The 14612-nt window shown below is 59.9% G+C and carries 11 protein-coding genes; 6 read left to right on the top strand and 5 right to left on the bottom strand.

The genetic code is table 11. The annotated features are described in order from the left end of the window. Positions 1-144 precede the first annotated feature (144 nt). The 3 genes from F8A90_RS06485 to F8A90_RS06495 form a co-directional block, all read right to left on the bottom strand. A complete protein-coding gene (locus F8A90_RS06485) occupies positions 145-1179 on the bottom strand; it encodes a methionine synthase (protein WP_200019443.1) in 1035 nt (344 codons plus the stop codon). A 97-nt stretch (positions 1180-1276) separates the two neighbouring features. Beyond that, the gene (locus F8A90_RS06490) at positions 1277-2266 is read right to left on the bottom strand and encodes a DUF1852 domain-containing protein (RefSeq protein WP_200019444.1); all 990 of its coding nucleotides are present in this window, start codon (positions 2264-2266) and stop codon (positions 1277-1279) included. Between the two features lie 530 nt (positions 2267-2796). After that, positions 2797-4836: a sigma-54-dependent Fis family transcriptional regulator gene (locus tag F8A90_RS06495; protein WP_233593472.1), complete on the bottom strand. Its 2040-nt coding sequence runs from the start codon at positions 4834-4836 to the stop codon at positions 2797-2799. A 421-nt stretch (positions 4837-5257) separates the two neighbouring features. Here F8A90_RS06495 and F8A90_RS06500 point away from each other — a divergent pair, with 421 nt between their 5' ends. After that, on the top strand, positions 5258-7054 hold the full coding sequence (locus tag F8A90_RS06500) for an NAD(P)/FAD-dependent oxidoreductase (protein WP_200019445.1): 1797 nt from the start codon (positions 5258-5260) through the stop codon (positions 7052-7054). Between the two features lie 84 nt (positions 7055-7138). Continuing rightward, positions 7139-7915, top strand: a complete 777-nt coding sequence (locus F8A90_RS06505; protein ID WP_200019446.1) for an SDR family NAD(P)-dependent oxidoreductase — start codon at positions 7139-7141, stop codon at positions 7913-7915. 179 nt (positions 7916-8094) lie between these two features. Here the strand turns inward: F8A90_RS06505 and F8A90_RS06510 are convergent, their stop codons facing one another. Further along, complete coding sequence (locus F8A90_RS06510) at positions 8095-8568, bottom strand: META domain-containing protein (RefSeq protein WP_233593473.1); 474 nt, start codon at positions 8566-8568, stop codon at positions 8095-8097. A 259-nt stretch (positions 8569-8827) separates the two neighbouring features. Between F8A90_RS06510 and F8A90_RS06515 the strand changes: the two genes are divergently transcribed. The 3 genes from F8A90_RS06515 (at position 8828) to F8A90_RS06525 (ending at position 12055) form a co-directional block, all read left to right on the top strand. Beyond that, complete coding sequence (locus F8A90_RS06515; protein WP_141391885.1) at positions 8828-9511, top strand: RraA family protein; 684 nt, start codon at positions 8828-8830, stop codon at positions 9509-9511. Continuing rightward, positions 9508-10713: a pyridoxal phosphate-dependent aminotransferase gene (locus F8A90_RS06520; RefSeq protein ID WP_200019447.1), complete on the top strand. Its 1206-nt coding sequence runs from the start codon at positions 9508-9510 to the stop codon at positions 10711-10713. Before F8A90_RS06515 ends, F8A90_RS06520 begins: the two co-directional genes overlap by 4 nt. Before the next feature lie 97 nt (positions 10714-10810). Further along, on the top strand, positions 10811-12055 hold the full coding sequence (locus F8A90_RS06525) for a dicarboxylate/amino acid:cation symporter (RefSeq protein WP_167593027.1): 1245 nt from the start codon (positions 10811-10813) through the stop codon (positions 12053-12055). Between the two features lie 183 nt (positions 12056-12238). On the opposite strand, the gene F8A90_RS06530 is transcribed toward F8A90_RS06525, so the two are convergent. Then, complete coding sequence (locus F8A90_RS06530) at positions 12239-13156, bottom strand: LysR family transcriptional regulator (protein ID WP_200019448.1); 918 nt, start codon at positions 13154-13156, stop codon at positions 12239-12241. Between the two features lie 392 nt (positions 13157-13548). Here F8A90_RS06530 and F8A90_RS06535 point away from each other — a divergent pair, with 392 nt between their 5' ends. Then, positions 13549-14544 carry an ion transporter gene (locus F8A90_RS06535; protein ID WP_200019449.1) on the top strand — a complete coding sequence of 332 codons (996 nt, stop codon included), beginning with the start codon at positions 13549-13551 and terminating at the stop codon, positions 14542-14544. The last annotated feature ends 68 nt before the right edge of the window (positions 14545-14612 follow it).

Raw genomic sequence — 14612 nt, forward strand, 5'->3', positions numbered from 1 at the left:
TTTGCGGCGGTGTCCGCCGCAGCGGCTTCCACTCTTGAGCACTATCGTCGGGCCAACTCGGGTCGGTACTAGCCTGGCGCTATCTGTCAGTGCTGTGTCCGGGCCCGCTCTATGCATTGGCCAGTTCAGTGTCTCGGCAAGCGATCAGCGCTGTGCTTCGAGTTCCTTGCGCACGATGGCGGCGCCGGCGCTGAGTGCTTGCAGCTTGCCGCGGGCGACTTCACGGGAGAGCGGAGCCATGCCGCAGTTGGTGCAGGGGTAGAGCTTGTCGGCATCCACGAACTTAAGCGCCTTGCGCAGGGTCTCGGCGACTTCTTCCGGTGTCTCGATGGTGTTGTTGGCGACATCGATGGCGCCGACCATGACCTTCTTGCCACGGATCAGCTCGATCAGCTCCATCGGCACGTGGGAGTTGTGGCATTCCAGCGAGACGATATCGATGTTGGATTGCTGAAGCTTGGGGAAGGCTTCTTCGTACTGACGCCATTCGGAGCCCAGGGTGCTCTTCCAGTCGGTGTTGGCCTTGATGCCGTAGCCGTAACAGATGTGGACGGCGGTCTCGCACTTGAGGCCTTCGATCGCACGCTCCAGCGTGGCGATGCCCCATTCATTCACTTCATCGAAGAACACGTTGAAGGCCGGTTCATCGAACTGGATGATGTCGACGCCTGCCGCTTCAAGTTCCTTGGCTTCCTCGTTGAGGATCTTGGCGAATTCCCACGCCAGCTTCTCGCGGCTCTTGTAATGGCCATCGAAGAGGGTGTCGACCATGGTCATCGGTCCCGGCAGTGCCCACTTGATCGGTTGATCGGTCTGCGAGCGCAGGAACTTGGCATCTTCGACGAACACCGGCTTCTGGCGGGAGACCGGGCCGACAACGGACGGCACGCTGGCTTCGTAGCGATCACGGATCTTGACGGTTTCGCGCTTCTCGAAATCCACACCATTCAGGTGCTCGATGAAGGTGGTGACGAAGTGCTGACGCGATTGCTCGCCATCGCTGACGATGTCGATCCCGGCATGCTGCTGTTCCTGCAGGGAGACGCGCAGGGCATCCTGCTTGCCCGCGACCAGTGCCTCACCTTCGAGTTTCCAGGGGGACCAGAGGGCCTCCGGTTCGGCGAGCCAGGACGGTTTCGGCAGGCTGCCAGCGGTGGAGGTCGGGAGTAATCTCGTCATGATGAATAACCTTGTCCTTGGAATGGTTCAGATAGCGAATGTCGTTCGTCGATCAGCGCGCGCTGTTTGCGGATTGATGTGCTGAACAATGATGAATTTATCGGTTGGCGGACCAGTTGGCGGACCACTGCTCGAGCAGGTTCTGGTAGGGCTTGATGAAGCTCTCTTCCACGAACTTGCCCTGCTCGATGGCGAGCTGGCTGCGCTCTTCGCGGTCGTACACGATGCGCGTCAGTGAATGGTCCTGCTGCTTCAGGCTCGCCTGATAGGATTTACCGGCCACGGAATTGGCGTTGTAGACCTCAGGACGATAGATCTTCTGGAAGGTGTCCATGGTGCTGATGGTGCTGATCAGTTCCAGATTGCTGTAATCGTTGAGCAGGTCGCCGGTGTGGTAGAAGGCCAGCGGCGCAACGCTGCCCGGCGGCATGAAGTAGCGCACCTTCAGGCCCATCTTGTTGAAGTACTCATCGGTCAGGGAATCATCATCCTGGCGATATTCCACCCCGAGGATCGGGTGCACGTTCTCGGTCTGCTCATAGGTCTTGGTGGTCGAGACGCTGATGCAGATGACCGGCGGCTTCTTGAAGCATTCCTTGTAGGCAGCAGAACCCACGAAGGCCTGGAACAGATTGCCGTGCAGTACGCCGAACTGCTCCGGCACGCTGAAGGAGTCCTTGCCCTTGTTGTGCTCCAGCAGTCGCACGCTGAAGTCATAATCGCGCACGTAGGACGAGAAGTTGTTGCCGGTCACGCCGTCAATGCGCTGATTCGTCAGGTGGTCGACGATGGTGGTCTGCAGGATCTCGATGATCGGCAGGGCATTGTCGGAACGGGCGGCATCGAGATTCAGCTCGACGGAGATGATGTCCAGCTCGACGGAGTAACGGTCGCCCTTGGGGTTGTCCCAGTTGGCCAGCGCATTGAATCGGTTGTTGATCATGTTCAGCGTGTTGCGCAGGTTCTGCTGACGGCTCTCACCCCGCGCCAGGTTGGCGAAATTGGTGGTCAGGCGGGTGTTTTCCGCCGGAACGTAGTTCTCGTCGAAGCGCAGACTGTTGATGCTGAAACCGAATTCGTTGCTCATGGCGTTCACCCTGATCCTGAGAGAGAAAATTCACTGTGTCGTCGACATCTTCCCGTGATCTTTCAGGCGTCTCGTGAGCGGGTTGCTCTCTCTGAGAACGCATCCATGCCGGGAGAGGCACGCTGCTCGCCATCACGTTCCATGTGCTGGCTGTGAAGTGCAGCGTCATGGGAAGTCTTCATCAACGATCTGATGCAGGTGAGTATCCATTTCAGGGCTTCATGAGACAAACTGGATTTTTTAATATTCAAGTTGAGTGAAATTCATGATGGTGGCGAGCGTCATGTTTGCCGCTGAGAAAGCAGGCGAGACGAGCGGAGGAGGCGGGCTCAGCAAGTGCGCAATGTGAGCCGCAGAGACGTTGACGTGAGGAGTGGGTAAGAGGGGTAGGAGGGGAAAGAATGGAAAACACAAGCTAGCCCAAACTTCCGCTCGGGCCAGCTGGTGTGGCAGGCACCTGACGCTTCAGAGCACGACATCCTCATGCACTCTTCATGCTCTTCACACTCGGCCATGAAGATGCAGCTGGTTCATGAGGCGAGCGGCTGATGATTAGGCGCGACCAGGCCATGACGGCGCATGCGGCGGTAGATAGTGGGTCGCGAGACGCCGAGTTGGCGGGCAACCTGGCTGATGTTCCAGTCCGTGTGGCGCAACAGCTCGAGCAATTCGCCTGCCTCTGTCCCAGCCTCCGCAGATGTGAACGTTGGAGAGCCAGTGCTTGAGGAACCGCTGGATGCAACGAGGGAGGAAGCGGCAAATGGGCTGGTAGTCCCGCAGGCACTGCCGGTGTTGGCCTGGCAGATCTCCGGAAGATCATGCAGGGTGATTTCATCGCCTTCCGCGGTGGCCATCGCGAAGGCAATCGCATTGCGCAGTTGGCGTATGTTGCCCGGCCAGTGATGACTCAGCAGCGCACTGATGGTATCGGCGCGCAGGTGGAGTGACTGTTCACGTTCGGCTTGCAGTTCCGCATGCAGCTTGCGAATGAGGTAGTGACGATCGGCACGTTCGCGCAGTGCGGGTAACAGGAGTTCGGCGCCGTTGAGTCGGTAGTAGAGGTCTTCGCGGAATTGCCCGCTGGCGATCAGCTCCGTGACATCACGATGGGTGGCAGTGATGACGCGAATATCCACCTTGATGGGTGTCTCGGCCCCCAGTGGTGACACCTCTCGCTCGGCGAGCACGCGCAGCAGGCGCGACTGGAGCGGCAGCGGCATGTCACCGATCTCATCCAGAAACAGCGTGCCGCCGTCGGCCTGTTGGATCAGGCCACGCATGCCCTTGGGCCTTCCTCCCGTGAAGGCGCCCGGCAGATAGCCGAAGAGTTCACTTTCAATCAGCGATTCCGGAATGGCGGCGCAGTTCACCGCCACGAAGGGTGCCTTGGCGCGTGGTCCGCTGTCATGCAGCGCCCGCGCCAACACTTCCTTGCCGGTCCCCGTCTCGCCACGAATCAGGATGCTCACGTTTTCATGGCGCATTCGGCGCGCCAGCTTGAGCAGCCGGTGCATGGAAGGGTCATCTCCCGCGAGCTGGTCCAGCTCGGGCACCGGGTCATCCTGCTGGCTGACGGTGGGGATAGCCTTCACCGGATAGCCGCGCGGCTCGATCAGGGTCACGAAGACGGTGGCATCGTCCGCCCGCAGGCGGAATGCACGAATCTGATCCCGGTTGGCGTGCGGGATGCTCAGCAGCTCATTAAGCTCTCCATCGAACAGTTGCGTGACGGCGGGCAGGGTGGAGACCGTCCACGGTGGCCAGCGTTCAAGATGCGCATCTATCAGGCGTCGGCCCTCGTGATTGGCGGCGATCACCTTGCCATCTTCCTGAATGGCAAACAGGCCCCGACCATTCAGGTGCACGAATTCCCGTGCCGTGTCGAAGCGCAGGATCAGGCAATCCCGATAGCGATGCAGGAAGTACGCATCCTCGATCATGCGGGCATGCAGGGTGACGAGGGAGAGCGCAAAGGTCTGGCTCTCCTGCGGGCGGGGCGACTTCAGCGCCGAGATGTCGAGGGCGGCGATCACACGCCCCTGGGGATCGGTGATGGGGGCTGCGGTGCAGGTCAGGTCGATGTGGGTAGCATCGAAGTGCTCACGCTGATGGCAGGTGACGGCTGCGCCATCGTGCAGACAGGTGCCCGCCGCCGAGGTGCCGGCATAGCGCTCGTTCCAGTCCGAGCCGAGATAGAGGCCCGCGCGCCGCAGCTCACTCAATTGATCACGTTGGCCCCGGAAATCCACCGCAATACCGCGTTGATCGGTGAGGATCAGCGCATAGCCATGTTGTGCGATCTGACTATAGAGCCGCTCCACCCCGGCACGCGCCACGTGCAGCAGCTCATCCGCCGATTCCTGATGATCGCGCAGCGCCTGCTGGGTGAGAACGCGGACGGGGCGAGGGCGGCTGGGGTCGAGCTGATATTCCTCCAGACAGCGCTGCCAGGAACGACGGATGACGTCGCGCTGCGTCTCGGGGAAGACGTCGCGTCCTTCGCCCAGTTGCATCAGGGTCCGGATATGCTGCCGCTTGTCGGGCTGCATCGTTTCGAGTTGGCGGATCATGGCTGCCTCGGCGCTGGCCGTCTCGGGACGGCTCTTTTGGTAGTGGCTATGGCGCTTGTGAAAGTGGTGATGGCTCTTGTGAAAGTGGCAATCGCGGTTGTCACAATAGCGGCCATAGCGAAAGCGGCGTGTGCTCCTTCAAGCGTATGCGGTGTGGCGGGAGCGTCAATCACCCTGTCCTGCATCCTTGGTCGGGGCGTTACAGGTGTAACGCGACGTGTCAGGCGTACGGCGTACAGTTGTCACGAAGAAGGTGAAACGCCCAGCGAGACGAAGAGGATGGTGATGCGGTAGTGGCGAATATTTGTCATTCACGACAGGTGCTTACGAGCTTTGTCAGTCGTGCATGACGAAGCTGGCATGCTTGATGCCTTGGATGGAAGGCGTGACTACAACATCCAACAACACGCGGAGAGACGCCATGACCGCACGCACGCCAACTCAGATCGCTCAGCAATGGCTCGATGATTTCGAGTCCTCCCTGGCTCAGCGCGATATCGCCCGGGTTCTCTCGTTGTTTGGCGAGGAATGCTACTGGCGCGATTTGATCGCCTTCACCTGGAATCTCAAGACGTCGGAGGGCAAGGACGAGATCCAGTCGATGCTCGCGGCGACCCTCGAGCATGTCGCTCCCTCTCACTGGCAACTGGATGGTGAGGCCAGTGAGGCAGGCGGCATCGTCGAGGCCTGGTTCACCTTCGAGACCGCCGATGCACGCGGCAAGGGCTTGTTGCGCCTGAAGGAAGGGCGCTGCTGGACACTGTTGACCGCCATGCGCGAACTCAAGGAATTCCCCGAACCGCTGGGTATGCAACGCCCCAAGGGCGCCGAGCATGGTGCCAACAAGCAGCGTGAGACCTGGCTTGAGTCGCGTCAGCGCGAAGAGGCTGAGCTGGGCTACGAGCGCCAGCCGTATTGCGTGATCATCGGTGGTGGTCAGGGCGGCATCGGGCTGGCCGCAAGGCTCAGACAGATGGATGTGCCGACCATCGTGATCGACAAGAATCCGCGCGCGGGCGATGCCTGGCGCAATCGCTACAAGTCCCTGTGTCTGCATGATCCGGTGTGGTACGACCACATGCCTTACATCCCCTTCCCGGCAAACTGGCCGGTCTTCGCGCCCAAGGACAAGGTCGCGGACTGGCTGGAGATGTACACCAAGATCATGGAGCTCAATTACTGGAACTCCACGACCTGTGAGAGTGCTCAGTTCGATGAGGCGAGCGGCGAGTGGGTGGTCGAGGTGGTACGCGACGGCAAGCCCGTGACCTTGCGTCCCAAGCAGCTGGTGCTGGCCACAGGCATGTCGGGTATGCCCAATGTGCCGCACTTCCCGGGAGCTGAAACCTTCGAAGGTGAGCAGCAACACTCCAGCCAGCACCCGGGGCCGGATGCCTATCGTGGCAAGAAGGTGGTCGTGGTGGGCGCCAACAATTCCGCTCACGATATCTGCGCTGCGCTGTGGGAGCACGATGCAGACGTGACCATGCTGCAACGCTCCTCCACGCATGTGGTGAAGTCCAACTCGCTGATGGAAGAGGCGCTGGGGCCGCTCTATTCCGAGCAGGCGGTGCAGAGCGGTATCGACCACCACAAGGCGGACCTGATCTTTGCCTCGATTCCCTATCGGATACTGCCCGACTTCCAGCGGCCGATCTTCGATGCGATCCGTAAGCGCGACGCCGACTACTACCGCCGGTTGGAGGCGGCGGGGTTCCTGCTCGATTTCGGCGATGACGACTCGGGCCTGTTCCTGAAATACCTGCGCCGCGGCTCCGGCTACTACATCGATGTGGGCGCCTGTGAACTGGTCGCCAAGGGTGACATCAAGCTACGCAGTGGCGTTGGCATCGAGCGCATCAATCCGCGCTCGGTCACCTTGACCGATGGCTCGGAATTGCCCGCCGATCTGATCGTCTATGCCACCGGCTACGGCTCGATGAATGGCTGGGCGGCGCGAATCATCTCGCAGGAGGTCGCCGACAAGGTCGGCAAATGCTGGGGCATGGGCTCCGATACGCTCAAGGATCCCGGTCCCTGGGAGGGCGAGCTGCGCAACATGTGGAAGCCGACCCAGCAGCAGGCGTTATGGTTCCACGGCGGCAACCTGCACCAGTCCCGCCACTACTCCCAGTATCTGGCGCTGCAGCTCAAGGCGCGGCTCGAGGGTATCCCGACGCCGGTCTACGGCCTTCAGGAAGTCCACCACCTGAGCTGAGGCCAGTGGCGCTGGACCGTGTGCCAGCGTCATGGCAGCAGCGCAGCATTTGCAGATTTCAGTGAGAGATTCAGGAGACGACTCATGCAACTGAACGACAAGATTGCACTGGTGACAGGGGGCGGGCGCGGTATCGGTCAGGGGATCGCGCTGGCATTGGCCAAGGCGGGGGCAGACGTGGTGGTGGCGGATTTGGACCTCGCCATTGCTCGTGAGACAGCGGCGCAAGTGGAGGCACTGGGCAGACGGTGCCTGGTGCTGCAGGTCGATGTCGCGGATGCGGCATCCGTGCGGCGCTTGATCGAAGAGGCCGAAGCCGGACTTGGCCCACTTGATATCGCCGTCAACAATGCTGGCATCATCGGCATCCATTCCATCGATGCGCTGACAGTGGAGGAGTGGGACCGCGTCATGAACGTCAATGCGCGAGGCACCTTCCTATGCACTCAGGCCGAGGTCGCCGTGATGCGCTCACGCCGCGTCGGGCGGATCATCAACGTGGCCTCGATGGCCGGCAAGGTCGGCTTCCCTGACTTGTCGCACTACTGTGCCTCGAAGTTCGCCGTTATCGGCTTTACCAACGCCGTCGCCAAGGAAGTCGCAGCGGAAGGCATCACCGTCAATGCGATCTGCCCAGGCGTGGTGGGCACCGGCATGTGGCGGGGCGAGAGCGGGCTCTCGGCACGCTGGAGCGAAGAAGGTGAAAGCGAGCCCGCTGCATGGGAGCGCCTGCAGAAGAGCCTGCTGCCCCAGGGAGTCGCCCAGACACCTGAGGACATGGGGCAGCTGGTGGTCTACCTCGCCCAGGCCGAGCATGTGACAGGGCAGGCCATCGCCGTCGATGGTGGCTTCACGCTGTGAGTCAGGAATGAGCCAGCATTGAGTCAGCATAGAGAGCAAGGTTGAGCTCAGTGGCTGACGGCAAGGGGTGATGGCATTACACAACGCCGCCTTCCGGCAACGGGAGGCGGCGTTGTGGTGTCTGTTGCGCAGAGTATTCAGCCCAACTTCACCCTTCACTAAGCGGCCGGCGATAGGAGTCAGTAAAGGTGAACGGCTTCCAGGCGGGCACGCGATACCCCTTGTTCATCCAGCAGCGTCAATGTCTTGCCGTCTATCTGCCAGCCCGACACATCATTGAGTGTCGCGAGGAAAGCGCGTTCGAGTGATCCAGCCTCACCGGGGCATGCCATGCGCGTGATGGCCAGACGATCGAAGCTGAGTTCGTGCTCGTCATGTAGATACTCACCCATCAGGCGATTGCAGCCGGTGGAACCGGCCACTCGCGAGTTCTGTGTCGAAGCGTCAGGGGCATGCAAGACGAAATGGGCTTCACGCTTGCCATCCACCACGGGTGTCGGCTGGTCATCTAGTGTCACCAGCTTCCAGTAAGTGTTCTCCAGCGGCTCATCGACCGCGTGATTGTCGTCAGGGGATTGAGCGCCCGCGCAGCCGCCCAGGGTGAGTGCTGCGCTCATCACGGCGGCGTATGTCATCGCTTGAGTCGGTTTCATCCGGGTGTCTCCCTCCAATGTCATGGGGCAGATTACGCTATCACGTTGATCGTTGTGAGGTAGAGGCTCTCGGGGATGATTCGGGCGCTATCGGTGGTGCCTGTCAGTGAGCGTCGAGCGCGCAGCCCTGTTCATGGGTTCCTGAAAAAGCAGGCAGACGACTGATGCCTAAAAGTGATCTATCAAGATAAATATTAATCGCTTTTTTGGATTTTTTCTCGATGCATACTCGAATGGAGCCCATAGATTGGAGTAGATCATGATTGCGTCTTCGGTAGATTCCGGCATTCCCGCCCTGGCAGATCCCGCTCATATCGAGGCCCTGCGTAGCATCGTGACGCCGCACCTTAGCGATAACCTGGATCGCCTGAGTGGTATTCGCGGCCTGACGCCTTATCACGACGGCACCAAATTGGTCGGCACCGCATTCACCGTCAAATGCCGCGCTGGTGACAACCTGTATATCTACCAGGCGCTGACGATGTTACGTCCGGGACATGTGCTGGTGATCGACGGCAGTGGCCATCTGGACAACGCGCTGGTGGGTGAGCTCATCAAGTGTTACGCCCAGCAGCGCGGTTGCGTGGGATTGGTGGTGGACGGTGCCATTCGAGACATCAAGGCATTCGCGGAAGATAGCTTCCCTTGCTATGGCCGCGGCAGCATTCATCGTGGCCCTTACAAGAATGGGCCGGGTGCGCTCAATGTTCCCGTCTGTGTCGGCGGGCAGGTCGTGAATCCGGGCGACATCGTGGTAGGAGATGAAGATGGGCTGGTCACCTTCGCTCAGTCCGAGGCGCCCGCGTTGATCGAGGCTGCCAAGGCCAGTTTCCGGAAAGAGGCCGGCATCATGGAGGAAATCTCGAGCGGCCAGCATTACCAGCACTGGCTGGATGCGGTACTCATCTCCAAAGGCCTTGAATACGGGGAAGCACACGCATGACAGCGATCCTGTTGGCCGACCGTCTCAAGCGCATTCAACCTTCCCCCAGTGTCCAGGCCAATGATCGCGTGGCAGCGCTGCGTGCAGAGGGCAAGGACATCATCAACTTCACCATCGGTGAGCCTGACTTCGACACGCCGGCCCACATCATCGATGCCGCTGTCACCGCGATGAAGCAGGGCGATACGCATTACACGCCGTCAGAAGGAACCCCTGCATTGCGTCAGGCGATTGTCGAGAAGCTCGCTCGGGACAATGCATTGGAGTATCACTTCGACGAGATTGTCGTGGGGGCCGGCGGCAAGCACATCCTCTATCACGTGATGGCAGCGACTCTGAATCCTGGCGATGAGGTCATCGTGCCAGCGCCGTATTGGGTGTCCTATCCCGATATCGCATTGCTCAATGAGGGAGTGCCGCGTGTCGTCACTTGCGACGCCTCCAGTGGCTTCAAGTTGACACCTCAGGCGCTGATCGAGGCGATCACCGACAAGACACGCTGGTTGGTGCTCAATACGCCGTCCAACCCGACCGGTGCCGTGTACTCTGAATCGGAGCTGCTCGCGCTCGCTCAGGTGCTGCGTGATTATCCTCATGTCGGCATCATCTCCGACGAGATATACGAGCATTTCGTCTACGCCCCGGCGCGCCATCTCTCGCTGATCAATGTGGCGCCAGACCTCAAGTCGCGCACCTTGATCGTCAATGGCGCCTCCAAGGGGTATGCCATGACGGGCTGGCGGATCGGCTTCGGTGCCGGTCCTCGAGACTTAATCCAGGCCATCGTGAAACTGATCTCCCAGACCACGACTTGCCCCAGCTCGATCAGTCAGGCCGGCGCAGTTGCAGCTTTCATCGGTGATCAGGCTCCTGTGCGCGCCATGGCGGAACGCTACACGCAGCGTCGTCAATTGATGCTCGAGGGACTGCAATCGATAGCAGGCGTCAATTGCACTGCCCCCGATGGCGCCTTCTATGTCTATCTCGATGTCAGCGGGCTATTGGGGAAGACGACACCAGAGGGCCAGCGTCTCGTGCGTGATGGTGACGTGGTGCTGTACTGGCTCGATGCCGGTGTTGCGGCAGTCAGTGGTGAAGCCTATGGCTTGTCACCCTACGTCCGGCTGTCCTTTGCCATCGGGGATGAGGCCATCCAGGAAGGCTGTCGGCGTCTACGCGAGGCCTGCCTGGCATTGACGTGAACCTTGTCGCAACGAACAAGACTCACCTCCCGTAATTCACAATGACAATAATGAGGTTCTCATGACACTTACCTTGCGAGGTTCACGGGGGTTACCCGTGCGTATTTTCATCGGCTTCATGCTGGGTATCAGCTGCGGCTTGCTGTTTCAGGATTTCTCAATGGCGATCAAGCCACTGGGCGACGCGTTCATCAATGCCATCAAGATGCTCATCGTACCGATCATCTTCTTCTCCGTGGCGGGTGGTATCGCCAACATGGGGGACGTGCAGCAGCTGAAGCGTGTGGGCGGCAAGACATTGCTGGTGTATGTCGGCATGACCCTCATCGCGGGCATCATCGGACTGGTCGTCGCCTCCATCATCCAGCCGGGCAAAGGGCTTGATGTCCAGATGAGTGCCCCGGTAGAGGCGGTCTCGAGCGGCCTGGACATCGGTCAATTCCTGTTGCAGATGATTCCCAGCAACCCCGTGGCAGCGATGGCCAGTGGCAACGTGATCCAATTGATCGTCTTCACCATTCTGGTCGGGGTGGCCATGGTCATGCTGGGAGAGCGTGTCGCCCGACTGCGTGCCTTGTTCGATGAGGGGGCTGCGGTGTCATTTCGTATTCTGGACATGGTCATGGCGACGTCGCCTATCGGTATCTTTGCCCTGATGGCGTATGCCGTCGCCAACTACGGCATTGATATCTTTGGACAGATCGGCAAGTTCATCCTCGCGGACTATGCCGCTCTGCTGGTGATATGGGCAGTGGTCTCCATTCTGCTGGTCCTGTTCACGCGAATTTCCTATCCGCGCTTGATACGCAAGATGGTGCCTATCTGGCTCATGACGCTGTCGACCACCAGCAGCAATGCCACCTTGCCCGTGACGATGAAGGTCACCCATCGTGATCTCGGTGTGCCGGAATGGCTGTGCTCGTTCATGCTGCCGCTGGGCGCGACGATCAACCTGATGGGGGCCGCTGCGTATCTGTCCGTGCTGGTCGTGTTCGCGGCAGACTTCTATGACCTTTCGCTGAGTTTCTCGCAGATGGTCAACGTGATCTTCATCGGCACCATCCTGTCGATGGCAGCTCCGGGCATTCCCGGCGGCGGGATCGTCATGGGCACCCTGATCCTGCAATTGATGAATCTGCCGTTCGAGCTGGTCGGGCTGATCGCCGGCATTTATCGCATCGTGGATATGGGGCACACCACACTCAATGTTTCCGGTGATGTGGTGGGTGCATTGCTGGTGGCCAAGAGTGAAAACCTGCTCTCGACGGCAAAGGTCGCTTCTCCCACCACGACGCCTGCCACACCGCCCACATCATCCACACCGGCAGTGAGTGTGGATTGAGGCATGTGATGGCCAGTTCATCGCCCTGACAGCATCAGTCTCCTGACAATCCGTGTGTCCTTGTCTCTCACGCGGCTCGCTTCACTGTCATCCAGGCCCCCGACACCTCGTGTCGGGGGCTTTCTGTATCGGAAGGAATGCCGCAGCGGTTGTGCTCAGGCAGACATGGACACCGACCCCTCGTCATTCTGTCGTCGGCAGGCGATCGAAATACAGTTGATTGAAATTGCAGGTGCTTTCAGCCAGTTTCGCGATGGTTGCCGTCAATCCGGCCTGACGGTCGGCGCGATAGAATGCACTGTATTGCACCAGCGGGAGGCTTTCGGGGGTGGGCAAGATCTGCAGCATCTTGCGGTCGACCAGAAATTGCATGCAGTGACGGGGGAGGTAACTGATACCCGCTCCCGACAGGGTCAGGCCGACCTGCGCCAGCAGGTAATTGCTGACCAGCGTATTTCGCATTCGCGCCCCGTGTTGCAACAACCACCGCTCGCAGATCAACCCCGTGCCCGAGTGACTTCCTTGAGACAGCACCGTGAGTTCGGTCAGCTCCTGGAGCGTCATCGTACGGCCCTCCGGCACAGTGCCATGCGCTGCCATCCAGACGTTTTCCACGCTTTTCAGTGGCTGAGAGATGAAGCGCGCGTCTGAAAACACATCGGGCACGATGATCATGTCCAGTTGGTCGTGTTCCAGCTTGCTGTAAAGCTCACTGCTGAGCTCGATCGAGGGCTCGATCCTGAGGCGGGGAAAGCGCTCTCGAATCCGCGCGATCAACTGTGGCAGCCAGGTGATGCCGGTCAATTCAGTCACGCCGATCCGAAACTGACTCTGGATGACGGACTCGTCACTGATGCGCTCGACGAGATGATCGCGGCGCTCCAGCAGGTCCTTGCCCAGTGCCAGCACCTCGAGTCCCTTGTCCGTCAGGCGGGCCGAGCGTCGGCTGCGATCAAATAGCGGCACACCAAAGGTTTCTTCCAGCTCCTGAATCCGCTTGGATATTGCAGACTGCGTCGTATGGAGCTTGTTGGCGGCCGCTTCAAAGCCCCCGAGTTCGCTCACCCAGTAAATTGCATCGAGTTGTTTGAAGGTGATCATTCCGCAAGGCCATTGGCAACGAAGTGTGCTTGCGATGATAGAGCGTTCTGACGCGAGGAGCATGCCTTGTCATCGCATGTCTCTCGCCATTGACCGCGTGTCCTGGACCCCCATTCTGTTCAGCGCGGGACGTCATCTTTCGGGGAAAGTGGCAAGAAGAGTGGCAAGAGGAGTGGCAAGAGGAGTGGATCGCCTATTTCCTTAAGCCTCACGTGGTCACCACGGGACTCCATCAGTATCCTGATCGCACAGGCGCTGCATCATGAGTCGCCTCTCGGCGGCCCAGGCCGCTGCTCTCGGTGGACCCGCTATCAGGCGCGCCGTACTCCAGGAGCACCGCATTCAAAGTGTCGTGCTCGAAACCCCAGGACGAAAATACGTCAGGAGTTGTCATGCCAGCCACTCGCACGCCCTCGTCCGCCAGGGAGCGGATTCATCTGTGGTGGGATCTATTCATCATCGTGCTCGTGATCGCCAATCTGGCATTGCTGCTGTTCGATAGTCTCTTCCTGATTCCCCCGCTGAACACCGCTTTCGCGGCCGTGACACCCGGGTTGCATGCGGCCTATGAGCAGAACATCCACGCCAATTTCCTCTCCATCGACCTGGCGTTCGTCGCCGTCTTCCTGCTCGATGTGCTGGCGGGGTGGGCAGTGGCCATTGCGGAGCGGCGCTATCACCGCTGGTTCTTCTATCCCTTCGTGCACTGGTATGACGTGCTGGGGTGTATCCCGCTGAGCGGCTTCCGTCTGTTGCGTGTGTTGCGTGTGATATCGCTGCTGTTCCGTCTGCAACGCCTCGGCATGATCGATGTTCGCCGCTGGTACCTCTACGGCGTGGCGGCCAAGTATCTCGATATATTGCTGGAGGAGCTGACGGACCGTATCTCCCTGCGCATGCTCGATAACGTGCAGCAGCAGTTGCGCGACAGCGATGACCTCTCATCGTCGGTGATCGAGCGTGTGGTGGAGCCTCGCAAGCAGGCCTTGATCCAGGAGATCAGCCTACGACTCGAGACCATGGCAGGGGATATCTATACCCAGAACCGCGACGATACCCTGCGCTATGTGCGGGGGCTGGTCAGTCGTACCCTTGCGGAGAGCCCGGAGCTCCAGCGTGTCTCGCGCCTGCCCATGGGCACCCAGCTGACGAAAGGGCTGGAAAGTTCGCTGTCGGATCTGGCCTGTCACCTTGTCGATGAGGCGCTGGTCGGCCTGCGCTCCAAGGAGTTCTCGGCGCTGGTGGGGCATCTGGCAGAGAGTGGTTTCGATGCTTGGGCGCGCACTGACCCAAGGACTGAGCAGATCACCGAGCAGGTGCTGATCGATATGCTGGAACTGCTCAAGGAGCGCATCGCCGTGAAGAGCTGGCAGAAGAAATACGAGTGAAGGAAGGGGTGTTGTCATGGCCATGTCGCGACTGGCCAGCGTGCAGGGCAACTCTCTGCACGGGGCAG

It is taken from the genome of Cobetia sp. cqz5-12 (assembly GCF_016495405.1).
In the GTDB taxonomy this organism is placed as follows: domain Bacteria; phylum Pseudomonadota; class Gammaproteobacteria; order Pseudomonadales; family Halomonadaceae; genus Cobetia.

Coding starts and splice junctions, on each gene's coding strand:
- F8A90_RS06485 (WP_200019443.1), bottom strand. CDS start 1,179: ATGACGAGATTACTCCCGACCTCCACCGCTGGCAGCCTGCCGAAACCG.
- F8A90_RS06490 (WP_200019444.1), bottom strand. CDS start 2,266: ATGAGCAACGAATTCGGTTTCAGCATCAACAGTCTGCGCTTCGACGAG.
- F8A90_RS06495 (WP_233593472.1), bottom strand. CDS start 4,836: ATGATCCGCCAACTCGAAACGATGCAGCCCGACAAGCGGCAGCATATC.
- F8A90_RS06500 (WP_200019445.1), top strand. CDS start 5,258: ATGACCGCACGCACGCCAACTCAGATCGCTCAGCAATGGCTCGATGAT.
- F8A90_RS06505 (WP_200019446.1), top strand. CDS start 7,139: ATGCAACTGAACGACAAGATTGCACTGGTGACAGGGGGCGGGCGCGGT.
- F8A90_RS06510 (WP_233593473.1), bottom strand. CDS start 8,568: ATGAAACCGACTCAAGCGATGACATACGCCGCCGTGATGAGCGCAGCA.
- F8A90_RS06515 (WP_141391885.1), top strand. CDS start 8,828: ATGATTGCGTCTTCGGTAGATTCCGGCATTCCCGCCCTGGCAGATCCC.
- F8A90_RS06520 (WP_200019447.1), top strand. CDS start 9,508: ATGACAGCGATCCTGTTGGCCGACCGTCTCAAGCGCATTCAACCTTCC.
- F8A90_RS06530 (WP_200019448.1), bottom strand. CDS start 13,156: ATGATCACCTTCAAACAACTCGATGCAATTTACTGGGTGAGCGAACTC.
- F8A90_RS06535 (WP_200019449.1), top strand. CDS start 13,549: ATGCCAGCCACTCGCACGCCCTCGTCCGCCAGGGAGCGGATTCATCTG.